The following is a 15,668-nucleotide window of genomic DNA, read 5'->3' as shown; positions in this document are numbered from 1 at the left end:
AATATGATTACCATTTTTGGCATACCCCTTGCTGCTTTTCTGGGCCAGATTCTTCTGGGCCTGGTCAACGGCTCTTTTTATGCAGTGCTATCGCTTGGCCTTGCCGTGATCTTCGGCCTGCTCAACGTGATCAACTTTGCTCACGGCGCACTGTATATGCTCGGAGCATTCGTGGCGTGGATGGGCCTGCAGTTTCTGGGCCTCAATTACTGGGTCATGCTCATTGTCGCCCCGCTCGTGGTGGGCCTGCTCGGCATTATCATTGAACGCTTGCTGCTGCGTCACCTGTACAAGCTGGATCATCTTTATGGTCTGCTGCTTACGTTTGGCCTGACCTTGCTCATCGAAGGCATTTTCCGCAGCATGTACGGCGTATCCGGACAACCCTATCCCACGCCGGAATCATTGCGCGGCGCGGTCAACCTGGGTTTCATGGTATTGCCTATCTATCGCGGCTGGGTCGTCGTCGCCTCGATTATCGCCTGCCTGGTCACCTGGTACGTGATTGAGCGTACCCGCCTGGGTGCATTGCTGCGCGCCGGCACCGAGAATTCCAAACTGGTGGAAGCGTTCGGCATCAATGTGCCGCTCATGGTGACGTTAACCTATGGCTTTGGCGTTGCCCTGGCTGGATTTGCCGGCGTGCTTGCCGCACCAGTCCTGCAGGTATCTCCGCTGATGGGATCGAATCTTATTATTGTCGTGTTCGCTGTTGTGGTGATTGGCGGCATGGGGTCCATTATGGGCTCTATTGTCACCGGTCTCGGACTGGGCGTTATCGAAGGGCTGACCAAAGTATTCTGGCCGGAAGCGTCCAGTACGGTCGTCTTCATTATTATGGCAATTGTCTTGTTATTGCGTCCTGCCGGACTCTTCGGGAAAGTGAAATGAACCGCCAACTGCTTGCCTTGCTGGTTTTTGCCCTGGCACTGGCCTTTCTGCCTGCTTTGGGTATCTATCCGATTTTCGTCATGAAAATCCTGTGTTATGCGCTGTTTGCCTGCGCCTTCAATCTTCTGCTGGGTTACGTGGGCCTGCTGTCCTTTGGTCATGCCGCCTTCTTTGGCGGTGCCGCCTACGCTGCCGGCCACGCCATCAAGGTCTGGGGCCTGACGCCGGAACTGGGTATTCTTTTTGGCGTCATCATTGCAGCCCTGCTGGGATTGATTGTGGGCTGGCTGGCCATCCGGCGCAGCGGCATCTATTTCACCATGATTACGCTTGCCATGTCGCAGATGGTTTTCTTCTATTTTCTGCAGGCCCCCTTTACCGGCGGCGAAGACGGCCTGCAAGGCGTACCGCGTGGCAAGCTGTTCGGCATGATTGACCTGAGCAACGATCTGAATCTGTACTATTTGGTGATTGTCATTTTCCTGATTGGTTACTTCATCTGCTGGCGCACCGTGAAGTCGCCTTTTGGTCAGGTGCTGCACGCGATCAAGGAAAATGAACCACGCACCGTTTCACTGGGATATGACGTCGAAAAGTTCAAGCTGCTGGCCTTCGTGTTGTCTGCGGGCCTGGCCGGGCTGGCCGGCGCCACCAAGACCCTGGTGTTTGTTTCAGCAACGCTGTCTGACGCCATGTGGCAGATGTCGGGCACGGTTGTACTCATGACCCTGATCGGCGGTGTGGGCACCTTTACCGGACCGGTGATCGGTGCGCTGATTGTGGTGTTCATTGAGAACAAAATCGGCGATATCGGACGCATGCTGGCCAGTTCAACCGGCATTCAGTGGTTCCAGACGCTGGGCGAGTCGGTCACTATTGTCATGGGGCTGATTTTCATTCTGTGCGTTATGGCGTTTCGCAAAGGGATTGTCGGTGAGCTGCTGGCCCTGCTGCCGGCAAATCGGAAGAAGCACTAGCCACCCCACGCGGCGCGATCACAAACGCCGGCAGCCCGCGCCAGATCGCTTCAGCGGGCTGTGATTTGCTGCTGCTAATGCGCGCACGCCCAGTCCGGCCTGGGTGGAATGCCTACTGTGTGCATAAACCGCATGCATCGTCCTGCCGGTCGTGACATACTGGCTCACCCGGGGCGTATCGGGCGGACAATAAGCGGCAAATTTCGTGTTGTGCTGACGGAACGCAAAGGCCAGGGAGTGGCGCGGCGCAATTGGCGCAATAAATCGCAGGCTGGCGCATGACCGGCGCAGAGGACCCAACACGGCAGTATAGAAAGATCGGATATCAGACAAATGGAATTGAGTGGCAGGACCCGCATTAGCCCATGATTTCACATACGTGCAAAATTGACGGCGTTTCACGTGCAATGGCCGGCAATTGCGGAAAGCATATCCATATCAGTTGTAATATCACGCATGTCGTATACCCGAAGGCCTGCGCGAACAGGAAGCACCATGACATCACATTACTGCACGGTTACATTGCATCAATGTCTCCGCAATTACCCTAGGTTCAAATATTAGGGCTTGCTTCCAGTGCATGTTCCTTAATACTATCTTGTTTTAATTGAAGCCAAGTGCGCGCAATCCGCCACGGTGTTTGAATTAAATCCGCCAGGATTTCATCTGTAATGATGCCATCTCCGAGAATTCTATAACTAAGGAATGTCAATGAAAAAGCGTACCCTTTTTTCAGTTGTTACATCCGCCCTTTGCCTGAGTGCTGTAGCCGTGGGCTCTGCACATGCACAGGCAGCGGATTACCCAAGTAAACTATCCGCGTCATTGTGCCGTTTGCACCAGGCGGCTCTACCGATATCGTTGCTCGTGTAGTCACGACAAAAATGAGTGATATCCTGGGCAAACCCATGGTCATCGAAAACAAAGGTGGCGCAGGCGGTGCACTGGGCGCAACTGAAGCGGCCCGCGCCAAACCAGATGGCTACACGCTGTCCATTGCCACCGTCTCCACCATGGCGGTCAATCCTGCGTGCAAACCCACCGGTCTGGGCTACGATGCGCTTAAAGATTTCGCACCCGTAGTCAATTTCGCCAATGTACCCAACATCCTGGAAGTGAATCCCAAGTTTCCTTCCAAAGACTTCAAGGCTTTCCTTGAAGAAGTTAAGGCCAATCCTGGCAAATATTCCTATGGTTCTTCGGGCACCTGCGGCGTGCTGCACCTGTTCGGAGAAGCCTTCAAGCAAACCACCAAAACTGATATCGTGCACGTGCCTTACCGTGGCTCGGGCCCTGCCGTTACCGACGCTGTCGGCGGACAGATACAAATCCTGTTCGACAACCTGCCTTCATCATTACCCCAGATTCAAGGTGGCAACCTGCGGCCTATGGCAATCGCCTGGAAAGAGCGCTTGCCAGCCTCAAAGATGTACCCACTTTCGCTGAACTCGGTTATGAAAACCTGAATCAGCCTGTCTGGTATGGCCTTCTGGCTCCAGCCGGCACACCCAAGGAAGTGATCGATAAACTCAACAGTGTGGCTGTAGAAGCACTGAAAGATCCCAAAGTTGTTGAAGCTCTGGAGAAACAGGGCGCATTTGCTTCCGGTAATTCGCCTGAAGAATTCGGCAAGGAAATTCAGCAACAATTCGATTGGGCCAAGGACGTCGTCAAGAAAGGCAATATCAAGCTCGACTGACGCATCAGGCTGACCGTCAAGTGCAACCGGGACTGGGCATCCCGGCGGCACCGTGACCGCAGCATTGCCTTGCGCAAAGTAAATTAAAAACGAAGGTTTAGTATATGCACATCAAAAGTCAACAGGATTTTTGGGCAGGAATCATGTTCGTCGCTATCGGAGTGGGCTTTGCCCTGTTCTCCGGAGCGTATGACATGGGTACTCCAGCCCGCATGGGTCCGGGTTATTTTCCATTCTGGCTGGGCGTCTGCCTGGCGTTGCTTGGCGCTGTCGTCTTTATGACCTCCCTGCGCGGCGAGGCTAAAGAAGACTCCGACATCGGCCATTTCGACTGGGACATTCTTTTTCTGATCATCGGTTCGATTGCCGTATTCGCGCTCATGCTGGACCATCTGGGACTGTACATTTCGGTTCCATTGCTGATTATCTTCAGCAGCCTGGCCAGTCATGAATTTAGCATCAAGATCGCGATTTTCAATGCCATTTTCCTCACATTGTTCACCTGGCTGGCGTTCATCAAGGGGCTTGGCCTGATTTTCCCCTTGCTGCCAGTCCCTTTCGGCGAATGGTCCCTGCTCGCGCAGATCTTCGTCCCTCTGTCACTCATTATCGCTGTTGTGACGCTGGCACGTCGTCTCAAAGGAAAATAACATTATGGAACTATTTGAACACCTGGCGCTGGGGTTTTCGGTGGCGTTTACGCCTGAGAACCTGCTGTATGCGCTGCTCGGATGTATTCTCGGAACTTTGATCGGCGTATTGCCTGGTATCGGCCCCGTCCCTACCATTGCGATGCTGCTGCCGCTTACCTACGTTCTGCCCCCTGTTGCCGGTTTGATTATGCTTGCCGGTATTTACTACGGCTCCCAGTACGGGGGGTCAACCACGGCCATTCTGGTGGCGCTACCGGGGGAAACCTCGGCGGTGGTCACGGTGCTCGATGGCCACCAGATGGCCAAGAATGGGCGAGCGGGAGCGGCGCTGTCGATCGCGGCGCTGGGCTCTTTCTTTGCCGGTTGTTTTGCCACAGTCCTGCTGGCCGCATTCGCACCGCCACTGGCTGAGGTCGCCTTCAAATTCGGGCCTGCAGAGTATTTCTCGCTGATGGTGCTGGGTCTGATTGGTGCCGTGGTCCTGGCCTCAGGCTCCCTGCCCAAGGCGATTTGCATGATTCTGCTGGGCCTGTTGCTAGGCATGGTTGGTACCGATGTAAACTCCGGCGTTGCCCGTTTTGACTTCGGTATTCCTGAGTTGCAGGATGGGATCGACTTTGCCGTGGTCGCCATGGGTGTTTTCGGCCTGGCTGAAATCATGAACAACCTGGCGCAAAAGGAAAATCGCGTCAACATTACCGACAAGATCGGCAGCCTGTATCCAAACAAACAGGAATTCAAGGAAGCGGCGCCCGCTGTTCTGCGTGGTACGCTGCTGGGTTCATCACTGGGTATTCTGCCTGGGGGCGGTGCAGTATTGTCGTCCTTTGCCTCCTATACCATGGAGAAAAAGCTTTCCAAAAATCCGGAACGCTTCGGCAAGGGCCATCCCGCCGGTCTGGCCGGTCCTGAGACTGCCAAGCAACGCGGCGGCGCAAACCTCGTTTATCCCGCTACTCACGCTGGGTATTCCGGGTAACGCGGTGACAGCGCTGATGGTGGGTGCGATGACCATTCACAACATTCAGCCAGGCCCGCAGGTCATGAGCAGCAATCCCGATTTGTTCTGGGGTCTGATCGTGTCCATGTGGATCGGTAACATGATGCTGGTGATCCTGAACCTGCCGCTGGTCGGTCTGTGGGTCAAACTGCTTAAAGTGCCTTACCGCATGCTGTTCCCGGCCATTGTGCTGTTCTGCTCGATAGGTGTGTACTCGTTGAACTACAACGTGTTCGATATCTATGTGATGGCTATTTTCGGCATCATCGGCTATTTCTGGAGCAAACTCAAATGCGAGGGCGCGCCGCTGTTGCTGGGACTGGTACTGGGCCCGATGATGGAAGAGAACTTCCGTCGCGCCCTGCTGTTGTCACGAGGTGATTTCACTACCTTTGTCACGCGGCCGCTGTCCATGTCACTGCTTATTGCAGCAGCCATTCTTGTGGTGATTGTGGCCATTCCATCGATCCGCAAGAAACGTGAGGAAACCTTCGTCGAAGAAGACTAACCCCGCGTTCTGAAAGAATAATCCCCGCCCGGGTCTGTAGTTAAAAACAACAGGATCCGATCAGGCGGGGATTTTTTATGCCCTCCGATATTGGGAACAAGGGTCAGGGCAATGACGGCCGACGCATTAAAGTAATAAAAATAATAAAGCGTGCCACCGGCCAGGTGAGCACGCTTTACGGTTTCCTGACGGGTCACCGCTGCATTATGATCTGCAATGCAGCGGTAATCCATATTTTATGCGCTGCACCGTGGTGGCCAGCGCCGTTACAACAACCAACGTGCCGATCAGATGATGATCGTGAGGGTGGATGCCGGTTCAGTGAAGCTGGCATGCGCCATTATAGCGACCAGCCGCCATCAATAATCTGTGTGGTGCCGGTCGTGTAAATGGACTCATCGGACGCAAGGTACAAGGCAAGATAAGCAATTTCTTCAGGACGGCCGACGCGGCCGATAGGCTGGCGCGAGACAAAGTTAGCGCGCATCTCGTCTTCAGACGTGCCATATTTTTTGGCCTGACCGGCAATGCGGTCCTTCAGTGACGGCGATTCCACGGTGCCCGGGCAAATGGCATTGCAACGAATACCCTGGCCGACGTAGTCGGCTGCTACCGCCTTGGTCAGCCCGATCACCGCTGCTTTGGTCGTACCGTAGACAAAGCGGTTGGGCACGCCTTTGACGCTGGATGCCGCAGAGGCCATATTGATGATGGAGCCCTGTTTTTTCTCCAGCATACCGGGCAGGAAGGTGCGAATCATGTAATACATGGAAGTCACATTCAGATCAAAGGAAAACGCCCAATCTTTAGGCTCGCATCCCAGAATATTGCCGTCATGCACATACCCGGCGCAATTGAACAGGGCATCCACGGCGCCAATTTCCTTGTGCAGCGCGGCAATCTGTTCTGGTTTGGTCACATCCAGCTTGCGCGTTTCGCAACCCTTGAGCTCGGCCAGCAATGCCTCGTTAATGTCTGTGGCATACACTTTGGCGCCTTCACTGACGAACAGTTCCGCTGTTGCCCGGCCTATGCCCTGGCCTGCTGCGGTGATAAGTACGGTTTTTCCTGCCAGACGCTGTCCCATGGGGGATCCTCCTTGCGTTTTCATTAATAAAAATAGTTTTGATATATAAACAAAGGTTATCTTACCGGAATAGTGGTAACGCTTCAATCACTGGCGTATTTCTGTCACTGAGGAATTACCCCAATGCCTGGCCGGCCCTGGGCAAAACCTCGTATACTCTGTCATCACTTTTATCAGTAAAAAATGACTTTTATGATTGGAAAGACCTCGGACGCCAACCCATCGCGTTATTCGGCCCCCGCGCTGGAAAAAGGGATGGCCATTCTTGAAGTGCTGAGCGAGAGCACCCAGGGCTGCACCATGAATGAATTGAGCGCCCGGCTTGGACGCTCGGTGAGTGAAATATTCCGCATGGTGATTGTGCTGGAAAAGCTCGGCTATATTGCCGCCGATGCCAGCGATCGCTACACACTGACGCTACGGCTATTTCATCTGGCCCACCGGCACTATCCTGTTCGTCAGCTGACCGAATGTGCCTTGCCCCTGTTGCAGGAGCTGGCCGTGCGCAGCCAGCAATCCTGTCATATGAGCATTTACCGCCAGGGTAGGCTGGTGATCATTGCCCAGGTGGACAGTCCGGCCAGATGGTCGCTCAGCCTGAAACTGGGAACCGAAATGGGCTTGGGCGATACCTCGTCCGGACAGGTGCTGCTGGCCTTCTGCGACGACCAGGAACGCGAGCGCATGCTGCAGACTCATGTTCCCACGGACGGCGAACTCCTCTTGCCGGAGGAACAATTACGCCGGCAACTGGCCAAGGTCAGGAAAGCGGGATATTCGGTTATGAAAAGCCGACAGATCCAGGGCGTGACCAATATCGCCGCACCTGTGCGCAACGAGCACGGACAAGTCATTGCTGCTATCAACGTGCCGCACATCGCCCGTATCGATGCCTTGCATACGCCCTCGGCGGACGCCATACGCCCCATGCTGCTGGATGCAGCGGAACGCATTTCGCGCCGGCTGGGGCTTGAATAACGAGCTGTGGGCAAGCAGGGGGTATTGGCACGGACAGTTTGTGCCGGTAAGTGGAGAAGGGACTCTGTCGCCAGCTGTACCGGCTGCGGCAAAGTCCCTGTTGCTCCGGCGAGTTACTGCGCCAGTTTGTAAGCCATGACGTAGTCGCCCAGTTTGGTGCCGACCGAACCGTGACCGCCGGCAACCAGTACGACCATCTGCTCGTTTTTACTGTTTAGATAGGTCATGGGAGTTGCCTGTCCGCCAGCTGGCAGCCGGGCGTTCCACAGTACCTTGCCGGTCGTCAGATCGTAGGCCCGCAGATAATCATCTACGGCAGCGCCCATGAAGACCACGCCGGAGCCGGTGATCATCGGGCCGCCAATGCCCGGTACACCCATGGTTATGGGCAGTGGCAGTGGTGACAGGTCGCGAATGGTACCGTTTTTGTGTTTCCATGCCGTCTGGCCAGTACGCAGATCTACCCCGGCCACAAAGCCCCATGGCGGTTGCTGGCAAGGCACACCCAGCGGCGACAGGAACGGATGCATATTGACTGCATACGGCGCACCCTCATTGCTGTTAACGCCCTGTTCGCCCACGTTCATCTGTACGTCTTTACCCAGTTCTTCCTTGGGTACAAGCTGGGACACGAACGCCAGTTGCAGGGGCATGCCGAACATAACCTGGCGTTTCGGATCGACCGCGACCCCGCCCCAGTTAAAGGCGCCGAAGTTGCCTGGATACACAATCGTTCCCTGCAGCGAGGGCGGTGTGTACTGGCCTTCATAGCGCAGCGATTTGAACTGGATGCGGCACCACAGCTGATCAAACGGCGTGCCGCCCCACATTTTGCCTTCGGTCAGGGGATCGGGTTTGAAGTTCAATGCCGATTCCGGTTGAGTCGGCGCGCTGTGCTCGCCTTCAATCGTACCTTGTGGCGCCTGCACTTCGCGTACCGGCAATACGGCTTCGCCAGTACGACGGTCCAGAACGAAAATATCACCCTGCTTGGTGGGCACGACCATTGACGGCACCACGCCCGCGGCGGTGTTGATGTCCATCAGGCTGGGCTGGGCAGGCGAGTCCATGTCCCACAGGTCGTGGTGAATGAACTGGTGAACCCACTTGGCCTGGCCGTTGTTCAGATCCAGAGCGACTACAGACGTAGCATATTTTTCCTCATGCTCGTTGCGGTACTGCCCCAGTTGATCTGGCGTGCGGTTGCCCATGGGGAAATATACCAGGCCCAGTTTTTCGTCGACACTGCCCACAGACCAGCTGTTGGGCGAGCTCGCCGTATATTTCTGATCCGGGTTGTTCGGATCAAACGGGGCGGTATCATCAGGGTTGCCCGAATCCCAGTTCCACAACAACTGGCCAGTGCGAACGTCATAGGCGCGGATCACGCCGGAGGGCGAGTTGATATCATAGTTGTCATTGACTGCACCCGCGACCACGATCTTGCCATCGGCAATCACCGGTGGTGAAGTGGAGTAATAATATCCGTGCTGCTTGAAGGGCATATTGTGCGTCAGATCCAGTTCGCCGTTATTGGCAAAATCCTTGCAGACTTCGCCTGTTTGCGGATCCAGTGCGATCAGCTTGGCTGTGGCGGTTGGCAAAAACAGACGGGTGCTGCAAGCGGCGCCGGTATCGGCGACTGTCGCAGGCGCAGCAGGGCGGGAGCGGGTGTTGCACTTGTTGCCGCAGTGGCCTGGCCATTGTCGGTGGTTGCCGTGGCGGCCTCGCCTGCTGTTGTGGACGCGGCAGCGCCGGTTGCGGCACCATCACCGGCCCAGTAAGACAGGCCGCGGCAGGTTTGGTGTTGACGCTGGCCATCGGCCACTACATCGGCCTTGTACTCCCACTTTTTCTCGCCGGTATCGGCGTCCAGTGCGATCGCCCAGTTATGCGGCGTGCACAGATAAAGCGTATTGCCTACCTTGATCGGCGTTGCCTGGTAGGTAAACTCGTTGGTATCGCCTTCGAGCTTGACGTCGCCGGTCTGATAGGACCAGGCCAGTTTCAGCTTGCTGACGTTATCCGGTGTAATCTGGTCCAGCGGCGAGTAGCGCTGGCCGTAGCCCGTGCGGCCATAGGCGTGCCAGTCGCTATCGCCGGTATGGGCGTTGTTGCCCATGTCCGGCTCAGCACTCACGACTGCATCGGGCAGGGTTCCCTCGATTTCATGGGTGGGATTGAAGATGCTGCCCAGTGTGCCAATGGCAATCACGACTGTGATAACGGCGAGTACGGCCTTGGAATTGGTCGTCTCGTTGGCGGCCATGCGGCGGTCGGATTCAAGACGGCTGCGCTGCGGGCGAGCCACGCCGGGCAACAGCAGGATCAGGCCGAGAATCAGGAAAAAACCCAGGCGGGCTGCCAGCGGCCACCAGTCATAGCCGGATTCGAAAAACGCCCACACGGCCGTGCCGATCAGGAAGGCTGCGTATAGCACGAGTGCAAAAGGGCGGCGTTTGAACAGAAGAAATGCCGTGATCAGCAGGACGATACCCGCAGCCACATAATAGATGCTGCCTCCAAGTGACAACAGCCAGCCGCCTCCGACGGCAAGTGCCAGGCCGGATAGTAGCGTGAGTAATGCCGCGATGGCGTTCATGATCTGCTCCGTTTGTTGATAATACATTTGTCATAGACACTATGCTCACTTACAACATGTCCTGAAAACAAAGCAGCAGGCATGGCCAGCACCGTGTCAGATCCGATTTTGTCATTCTAGCACCGCTGTATGTCAAATAACCGAGTCGTGAGCGCGGACATTCGTTCCCATATGTTAATTGACATGAGCCTGAATGGCCGGCCATAAAAAATTCCTCATTCAAGTTTATCGTGCACGTCACGCAAAAGCCTGAAACCGCTTTAGGGGCAATAGGCGTCTTCGTGGCGCTGGCCGCAACGGTTAGAATTTTGCTCAAAGCGTTATTTTATGTAATACTAAGTGTTATATAAATATTGTTGAAATAGCTGTATGAGGGTTTTCAAAAACGCGTGGTTTGATCGTTTTGCTCGAAAACACGGCATTACAGACGAAGCGCTCTTGGACGCCATTGCCCGCGTAAAGCGTGGGTTAATCGACGCCGATTTAGGGGCAGGCGTCCTCAAGCAGCGTGTAGCACGGCCTGGTCAGGGCAGGTCCAGTGGTTTTCGCACCATCATTGCAGTACCGCATTGCAGAGCGCGCTTTCTTCGTGTATGGATTTTCTAAGAACAACCGCGACAATATCGACGATGATGAAGAGGCCGCGTTCAAGAAAGCGGCAGGATATGTGCTGGGGCTTTCAGATTCTGATCTGGCCGAGCTGATCGATCAAAAGCAATTTACGGAGGTACATGATCATGACAAAGAAACACCGAAGTGACGCCTATGCAGCCATCCACGAAACAATGGAGTCGCTACACAACGTCGGCGCCATCAACAAACAGACCATGCGGGAATTCGACGAAACCTGCCTGACACCGGCGCTACCAATGGCGCCTGAAAGCATACGTGCCCTGCGCGAACGGGAACACTTGTCGCAGCCCATCTTTGCACTTTATCTTAATGTCAGCAAAAACCTTGTCTCCGACTGGGAGCGTGGCATCAAGAAACCGGGTGGACCTGCGCTGCGTCTATTGAGCATAGTAGAAAAACACGGTATTGAGGCTATCGCCTAACGCCCGATCCGCACGTGTCCAAGTATATGGTTTCTTTTTTCGAGAACTGTTACGGTCAAGGTTGGAACTGCTTCGTGTGCAGTTTTTCCATACCCGTTCACATGGGGAAATAAAAAACCGGCGTCCCTTGCGGGAGCGCCGGTCATATACCAACAGCAAATGCACGACATCATTTTGACCTGGCCGCAAGGACCGGGTCAGGCGTCATCATACCTGGGTAATAAATTTGGTTACCAGGTAACCGTCAAAGGTTTCGGTACCGCCTTCACTGCCGATGCCGCTGTCCTTGACGCCGCCAAACGGCGTTTCGGGCAGGGCCACGCCGAAGTGGTTGATGTTGACCATGCCCGCTTCGATTTCATTGGATGCCTTGGTGGCGGTCTGCAATGAGGTGGTGAACACATATGAAGAAAGGCCAAAAGGCAGGCTGTTGGCGCGCTTGATCACTTCGTCCGTATCGGAAAAACGCACCACCGGCGCGATCGGGCCAAACGGCTCTTCGGTCATCAGGCGCGACTCGTCACTGATATTGGTGACCACGGTCGGCGGGAAAAAGTATCCCTGGCCGCCCAGCGGATCGCCGCCCAATTCGATGGTAGCGCCCCCCTTGCGGGCATCTTCGACGAAAGAGGAAATGGCGCCGACACGACGCTCGTGGGCCAGCGGCCCCATTTCCGTGTCCTTGGCGGTGCCATCGCCTACCTTGACGCCTTTGAGTGTTTCGACAAATACAGAAAGGAACTGGTCATAGGCCTTTTCCTGCACGTAGAAGCGAGTTGGGGAGATGCAGACCTGGCCGGCATTACGGATCTTGAACTTGGCAAGCATCTTGGCTGCTTTTGGAATATCCGCATCGTCAAACACCAGCACCGGAGAGTGTCCGCCCAGCTCCATTGTGATGCGCTTCATGTGGGCACCGGCCAGCGCGGCCAATTGCTTGCCCACGGGAACGGAGCCCGTGAAGGACACTTTGCGCACGATCGGCGAGCGGATCAGATAGTCGGATACTTTTGGCGGATCGCCCCAGACAATATTCAGAATGCCCTTAGGCAGACCGGCGTCATGGAAAATGCGGGCAATGGCCATCACGGCACTGGGCGCGTCTTCCGGACCCTTCAGGATGATGGTGCAGCCTGCGCCGATGGCGGCGGAAATCTTGCGGATCGCCTGGTTGAACGGAAAGTTCCATGGGGTGAAGGCAGCGCATACGCCAATGGGCTCGCGCACCACAAGCTGGCGTACTGCCGGATTGCGTGGTGGCACGATACGGCCATAAATACGGCGGCATTCTTCGGCGTGCCAGTCGCAGTGGTCGGCGCAGCTGATAATTTCACCTACGGCCTCGGCCAGTGGTTTGCCCTGGTCCCGTGTCAGATTCAGGCCAATGTCCTGGGCCCGTTCACGCGCCAGTTCGGCTGCCTTGCGCAAAATGGCCGAACGATCCATGGGAGAGCTGTGTTTCCAGGTCTGGAATGCGCGATCGGCTGCCTTGAGCGCGCGGTCCAGATCTGCCTCGCTGGCATGCGGCAATTGCGCCAGCACTTCGCCGGTAGCGGGGTTGACGACATCCTGCGTGGCTCGACCGTCTCCTGAAAGAAACTCACCATCAATGTAAAGACTGAGTGCTTCATACTGGCTCATTACTTATCCTTTCTGTGTCTATGGAATTTATATAAAAATGCGCCGCACCATCGCAAGCGACAGTACTGCATAGGGTTGGTTTTTTTTATATTCTTGTGCCTATCCCGATAATAAACGGACTGGCGCAATTTTGCATGCGCTGCACGCGGTAATGAAATATTTTTCATTTGATTCAACCACAGACTGACCGCGGGCAAACCCAGCATGGTCGTCTTGTGCGCTTGTCCTGGCCTGTTGCCAGACCGCCCAGGACAGTTGCAGTTCATGGCCCCAGGTTCATAATCGCCCCATTCAATCTCCTTCGGCTTGCCGGGTGTAAGGTCTTTTCTGTATGCCTGTGCTGTATCGCAACAATGAGAATATTACTTGTAGAAGACGAACCGTCCCTGGCCAAATGGCTCGCCAAAAGCCTGGCACGCTATGCGGGCTTTATTGTCGAATGGGCCGACGACGGGCTGCTGGCGGTACGACGCCTGGAGCTTGAGGAGTACGATGCGGTGATTCTGGACCTGGAGACTGGCCGGGGCTGGACGGCGCCGGTGTACTGGCACGCATGCGAGCCCGCGACGATCGCACGCCCGTCTTGGTATTGACTGCGCGTGATTCCCTGAACCAGCGCATTGATCTGCTGCATCAGGGTGCCGATGATTTTCTGGCCAAGCCATTTGAAATGGGCGAGCTGGAAGCGCGCCTGACGGCGCTGATCCGGCGCAGCCGCGGCAAAAGCCGCCCGCGTCTGCAATTGGGCAACCTGTCGCTGGATGCCGGTCTGCAGCAGTTTTATCTGGCCGAACAGCCGCTGGCCCTGTCTCCTCGGGAAACTGCCGTGTTGCGCGTGCTGATGCAGCGTAGTGGCGAACCGGTGAGCAAGCAGTCCATACTGGACCGCGTGGTGGCCGACGATAAGGAAGTCAATCTGGAAGCCATTGAAGTGATTGTGCATCGGTTGCGCAAGAAATTGGCCGATAGCGGCGCGCAAATCGTGACGGTGCGTGGTGTGGGCTACAGCCTGGAAGCGTTGGCGGCACAGGCATGAATCTGTTCTCGCGCAGCCTCAAATCGATTTTGCTCTGGCTGCTGGTGCCGGCGCTTTTGCTCACCATGCTGACTGCGCTCGGATTGTCCAGCAAGGACCTGCGCAAGCAAATTACGGTGGCCTACGATCGCTCCCTGGTCGGTGCGCTTAATTCGCTGAACCATAATATCTCTACCCAAAGCGGCGGGCTCTCGCTGGAGCAGCCCTATACTTTGCTGGAATTTTACGAACTGACAGCCAATGCCGACGTGTTTTTCAAGATTGCCGCCGACGACGGCCTGTCGGTAATTGGTAATGCCGATCTGCCCATGCCGCAGATGGCCCTGGAGTCGGGTAAAGCGTAATTTTTTGATACCGATTACCTGGGCGAGCCGGTACGCTCGGTGGTCATGGCACGCGAAGCCGTGCCGCCCCTGTATGGCGATAAAAGCGTGCGCATCATCATCCAGGTGGCCGAAGGCATTGGCGACAGGGAATCCTTTATCAACCGCATGTTATGGCGCTCGGTGTTGCGGGATCTGCTGCTTATTTCTGTTGTGATGATTATTGTGATTGTCGGTGTTATTTTCGCGGTGCGACCGCTGGAGCGCCTGCGCTACGAAATGCGTTCGCGCACCATCAATGATCTGCGACCCGTGAGCACGGAGGGGATGCCCAAAGAGGTCAAGCCGCTGGTTAATGCAATCAATCAGCATATGCAGCGCTATACCGAGCAGGCCGACCGGCAGCGTCAGTTTCTGGATGACGCTTCGCATCAGCTGAAAACGCCGCTGGCGGTCCTCAAAACACAGCTGGATTACGCCTTGCGCGAGTCGGACCCGCAGGAAGTGCGCGAGGTACTGCTATCGATGACTGAAGGAGTGGATCGGGCCATTCGCATGACCAGTCAGATGCTGGCGCTGGCGCGTGTGCGCGATTCGCTGGATACCCAGGTATGGCAGGATAGCGCCTCGGTCGATCTGGGCGAACTGGTCAATGAACTGGTCCGGGACTTGTGGCCGGTCATACGCGAGCGACGTATTGATCTGGAAGTCATACCTCCCGCGACCCCGCTATTCGTGCGTGGGGTAGCCTGGCTGTTGCAGGAAGCGCTGCGCAATGTGCTGGATAACGCCATCCGCTATTGTCCGCGACAGGGCGCGGTGGTTGTTTCGCTCACGCGTCTGGACGATACGACTGCCCAGGTCGTGATCGAAGATAACGGCCCGGGGATGTCCGAAGAGGACAGGCAGAAAGCCGGCATCCGCTTTCGGCGGGGCAAGGCGGGCAAGCATTTGCCGGCGCCGGGCTGGGGCTGGCCATTGTCAGCACCATCGTGCAAATGCATCAGGCCCGGATGGTGCTGGAGCCGGGCGAGCGGCTCAAGGGCTTGCGTGTGCGCCTAGTGTTTACCCTTAATTTGAGGCCTTAAACGGCATTGCCGCCGCTTTTGAAAGGCAATCGAAAGGTTCCATCTGTAATGTACGCAAAGTTCCGTGGTCCTGTGGGTTATGCGGTTGCCTGATGCGCAGGACAGGCTTTGCCAAGGGTGGGTGCACATA

At 55.8% G+C, this 15,668-nt stretch carries 10 protein-coding genes and 5 pseudogenes; 11 read left to right on the top strand and 4 right to left on the bottom strand.

Annotated features, from left to right (window positions below; genetic code table 11):
* Window positions 1-3 precede the first annotated feature (3 nt).
* The 5 genes and pseudogenes from TKWG_RS19690 (at window position 4) to TKWG_RS19665 (ending at window position 5,728) form a co-directional block, all read left to right on the top strand.
* Entirely contained in the window at window positions 4-891 is an 888-nt protein-coding gene (locus TKWG_RS19690; protein ID WP_014752524.1) for a branched-chain amino acid ABC transporter permease, read from the top strand.
* Window positions 888-1,868 carry a branched-chain amino acid ABC transporter permease gene (locus TKWG_RS19685; RefSeq protein ID WP_014752523.1) on the top strand — a complete coding sequence of 327 codons (981 nt, stop codon included), beginning with the start codon at window positions 888-890 and terminating at the stop codon, window positions 1,866-1,868. The genes TKWG_RS19690 and TKWG_RS19685 overlap by 4 nt, the downstream gene beginning before the upstream one ends.
* A 705-nt stretch (window positions 1,869-2,573) precedes the next feature.
* Window positions 2,574-3,567 (top strand): annotated as a pseudogene (locus tag TKWG_RS19675) (tripartite tricarboxylate transporter substrate binding protein BugE).
* A gap of 104 nt (window positions 3,568-3,671) precedes the next feature.
* Window positions 3,672-4,118, top strand: a pseudogene (locus TKWG_RS19670) (tripartite tricarboxylate transporter TctB family protein); the annotation flags it as partial.
* A gap of 103 nt (window positions 4,119-4,221) precedes the next feature.
* A pseudogene (locus TKWG_RS19665) lies at window positions 4,222-5,728 on the top strand (tripartite tricarboxylate transporter permease).
* Window positions 5,729-6,068: 340 nt separating this feature from the next.
* Here TKWG_RS19665 and TKWG_RS19655 read toward each other — a convergent pair.
* A complete protein-coding gene (locus TKWG_RS19655; RefSeq protein ID WP_014752519.1) occupies window positions 6,069-6,815 on the bottom strand; it encodes an SDR family oxidoreductase in 747 nt (248 codons plus the stop codon).
* A gap of 192 nt (window positions 6,816-7,007) precedes the next feature.
* Between TKWG_RS19655 and TKWG_RS19650 the strand changes: the two genes are divergently transcribed.
* On the top strand, window positions 7,008-7,793 hold the full coding sequence (locus tag TKWG_RS19650; protein WP_014752518.1) for an IclR family transcriptional regulator: 786 nt from the start codon (window positions 7,008-7,010) through the stop codon (window positions 7,791-7,793).
* 113 nt (window positions 7,794-7,906) lie between these two features.
* On the opposite strand, the gene TKWG_RS26740 is transcribed toward TKWG_RS19650, so the two are convergent.
* A complete protein-coding gene (locus tag TKWG_RS26740; RefSeq protein ID WP_322786579.1) occupies window positions 7,907-9,397 on the bottom strand; it encodes an outer membrane protein assembly factor BamB family protein in 1,491 nt (496 codons plus the stop codon).
* The gene (locus tag TKWG_RS26735; RefSeq protein WP_171815194.1) at window positions 9,373-10,395 is read right to left on the bottom strand and encodes a PQQ-binding-like beta-propeller repeat protein; all 1,023 of its coding nucleotides are present in this window, start codon (window positions 10,393-10,395) and stop codon (window positions 9,373-9,375) included. The genes TKWG_RS26740 and TKWG_RS26735 overlap by 25 nt, the downstream gene beginning before the upstream one ends.
* Window positions 10,396-10,764: 369 nt before the next feature.
* Here TKWG_RS26735 and TKWG_RS25600 point away from each other — a divergent pair, with 369 nt between their 5' ends.
* Genes TKWG_RS25600 through TKWG_RS19630 form a run of 3 tightly spaced genes read left to right on the top strand, consistent with a single transcriptional unit; the run spans window position 10,765 to window position 11,450 of the window.
* A complete protein-coding gene (locus TKWG_RS25600) occupies window positions 10,765-11,001 on the top strand; it encodes a type II toxin-antitoxin system RelE/ParE family toxin (protein WP_238534258.1) in 237 nt (78 codons plus the stop codon).
* A complete protein-coding gene (locus TKWG_RS25595) occupies window positions 10,934-11,155 on the top strand; it encodes a type II toxin-antitoxin system RelE/ParE family toxin (protein ID WP_014752517.1) in 222 nt (73 codons plus the stop codon). The genes TKWG_RS25600 and TKWG_RS25595 overlap by 68 nt, the downstream gene beginning before the upstream one ends.
* Complete coding sequence (locus TKWG_RS19630) at window positions 11,133-11,450, top strand: helix-turn-helix domain-containing protein (protein ID WP_014752516.1); 318 nt, start codon at window positions 11,133-11,135, stop codon at window positions 11,448-11,450. Before TKWG_RS25595 ends, TKWG_RS19630 begins: the two co-directional genes overlap by 23 nt.
* A 207-nt stretch (window positions 11,451-11,657) precedes the next feature.
* On the opposite strand, the gene TKWG_RS19625 is transcribed toward TKWG_RS19630, so the two are convergent.
* A complete protein-coding gene (locus TKWG_RS19625) occupies window positions 11,658-13,091 on the bottom strand; it encodes an NAD-dependent succinate-semialdehyde dehydrogenase (protein ID WP_014752515.1) in 1,434 nt (477 codons plus the stop codon).
* A gap of 353 nt (window positions 13,092-13,444) precedes the next feature.
* Here TKWG_RS19625 and TKWG_RS19620 point away from each other — a divergent pair.
* Both TKWG_RS19620 and TKWG_RS19615 read left to right on the top strand, forming a co-directional pair.
* Window positions 13,445-14,127 (top strand): annotated as a pseudogene (locus tag TKWG_RS19620) (response regulator).
* A pseudogene (locus TKWG_RS19615) lies at window positions 14,124-15,538 on the top strand (sensor histidine kinase N-terminal domain-containing protein). Before TKWG_RS19620 ends, TKWG_RS19615 begins: the two co-directional pseudogenes overlap by 4 nt.
* Window positions 15,539-15,668: the final 130 nt, after the last annotated feature.

The sequence above is a fragment of the Advenella kashmirensis WT001 genome (assembly GCF_000219915.2).
GTDB classification, from domain to species: domain Bacteria; phylum Pseudomonadota; class Gammaproteobacteria; order Burkholderiales; family Burkholderiaceae_B; genus Advenella; species Advenella kashmirensis.
Note: the sequence above shows the minus strand (reverse complement) of the source record. Positions and strands in the feature narration are given on the sequence as shown.

What these genes read in the sequence shown, in the direction of transcription:
- TKWG_RS19690 (WP_014752524.1), top strand. Translation starts at nt 4, where the DNA reads ATGATTACCATTTTTGGCATACCCCTTGCTGCTTTTCTGGGCCAGATT.
- TKWG_RS19685 (WP_014752523.1), top strand. Translation starts at nt 888, where the DNA reads ATGAACCGCCAACTGCTTGCCTTGCTGGTTTTTGCCCTGGCACTGGCC.
- TKWG_RS19655 (WP_014752519.1), bottom strand. Translation starts at nt 6,815, where the DNA reads ATGGGACAGCGTCTGGCAGGAAAAACCGTACTTATCACCGCAGCAGGC.
- TKWG_RS19650 (WP_014752518.1), top strand. Translation starts at nt 7,008, where the DNA reads ATGATTGGAAAGACCTCGGACGCCAACCCATCGCGTTATTCGGCCCCC.
- TKWG_RS26735 (WP_171815194.1), bottom strand. Translation starts at nt 10,395, where the DNA reads ATGAACGCCATCGCGGCATTACTCACGCTACTATCCGGCCTGGCACTT.
- TKWG_RS25600 (WP_238534258.1), top strand. Translation starts at nt 10,765, where the DNA reads ATGAGGGTTTTCAAAAACGCGTGGTTTGATCGTTTTGCTCGAAAACAC.
- TKWG_RS19630 (WP_014752516.1), top strand. Translation starts at nt 11,133, where the DNA reads ATGACAAAGAAACACCGAAGTGACGCCTATGCAGCCATCCACGAAACA.
- TKWG_RS19625 (WP_014752515.1), bottom strand. Translation starts at nt 13,091, where the DNA reads ATGAGCCAGTATGAAGCACTCAGTCTTTACATTGATGGTGAGTTTCTT.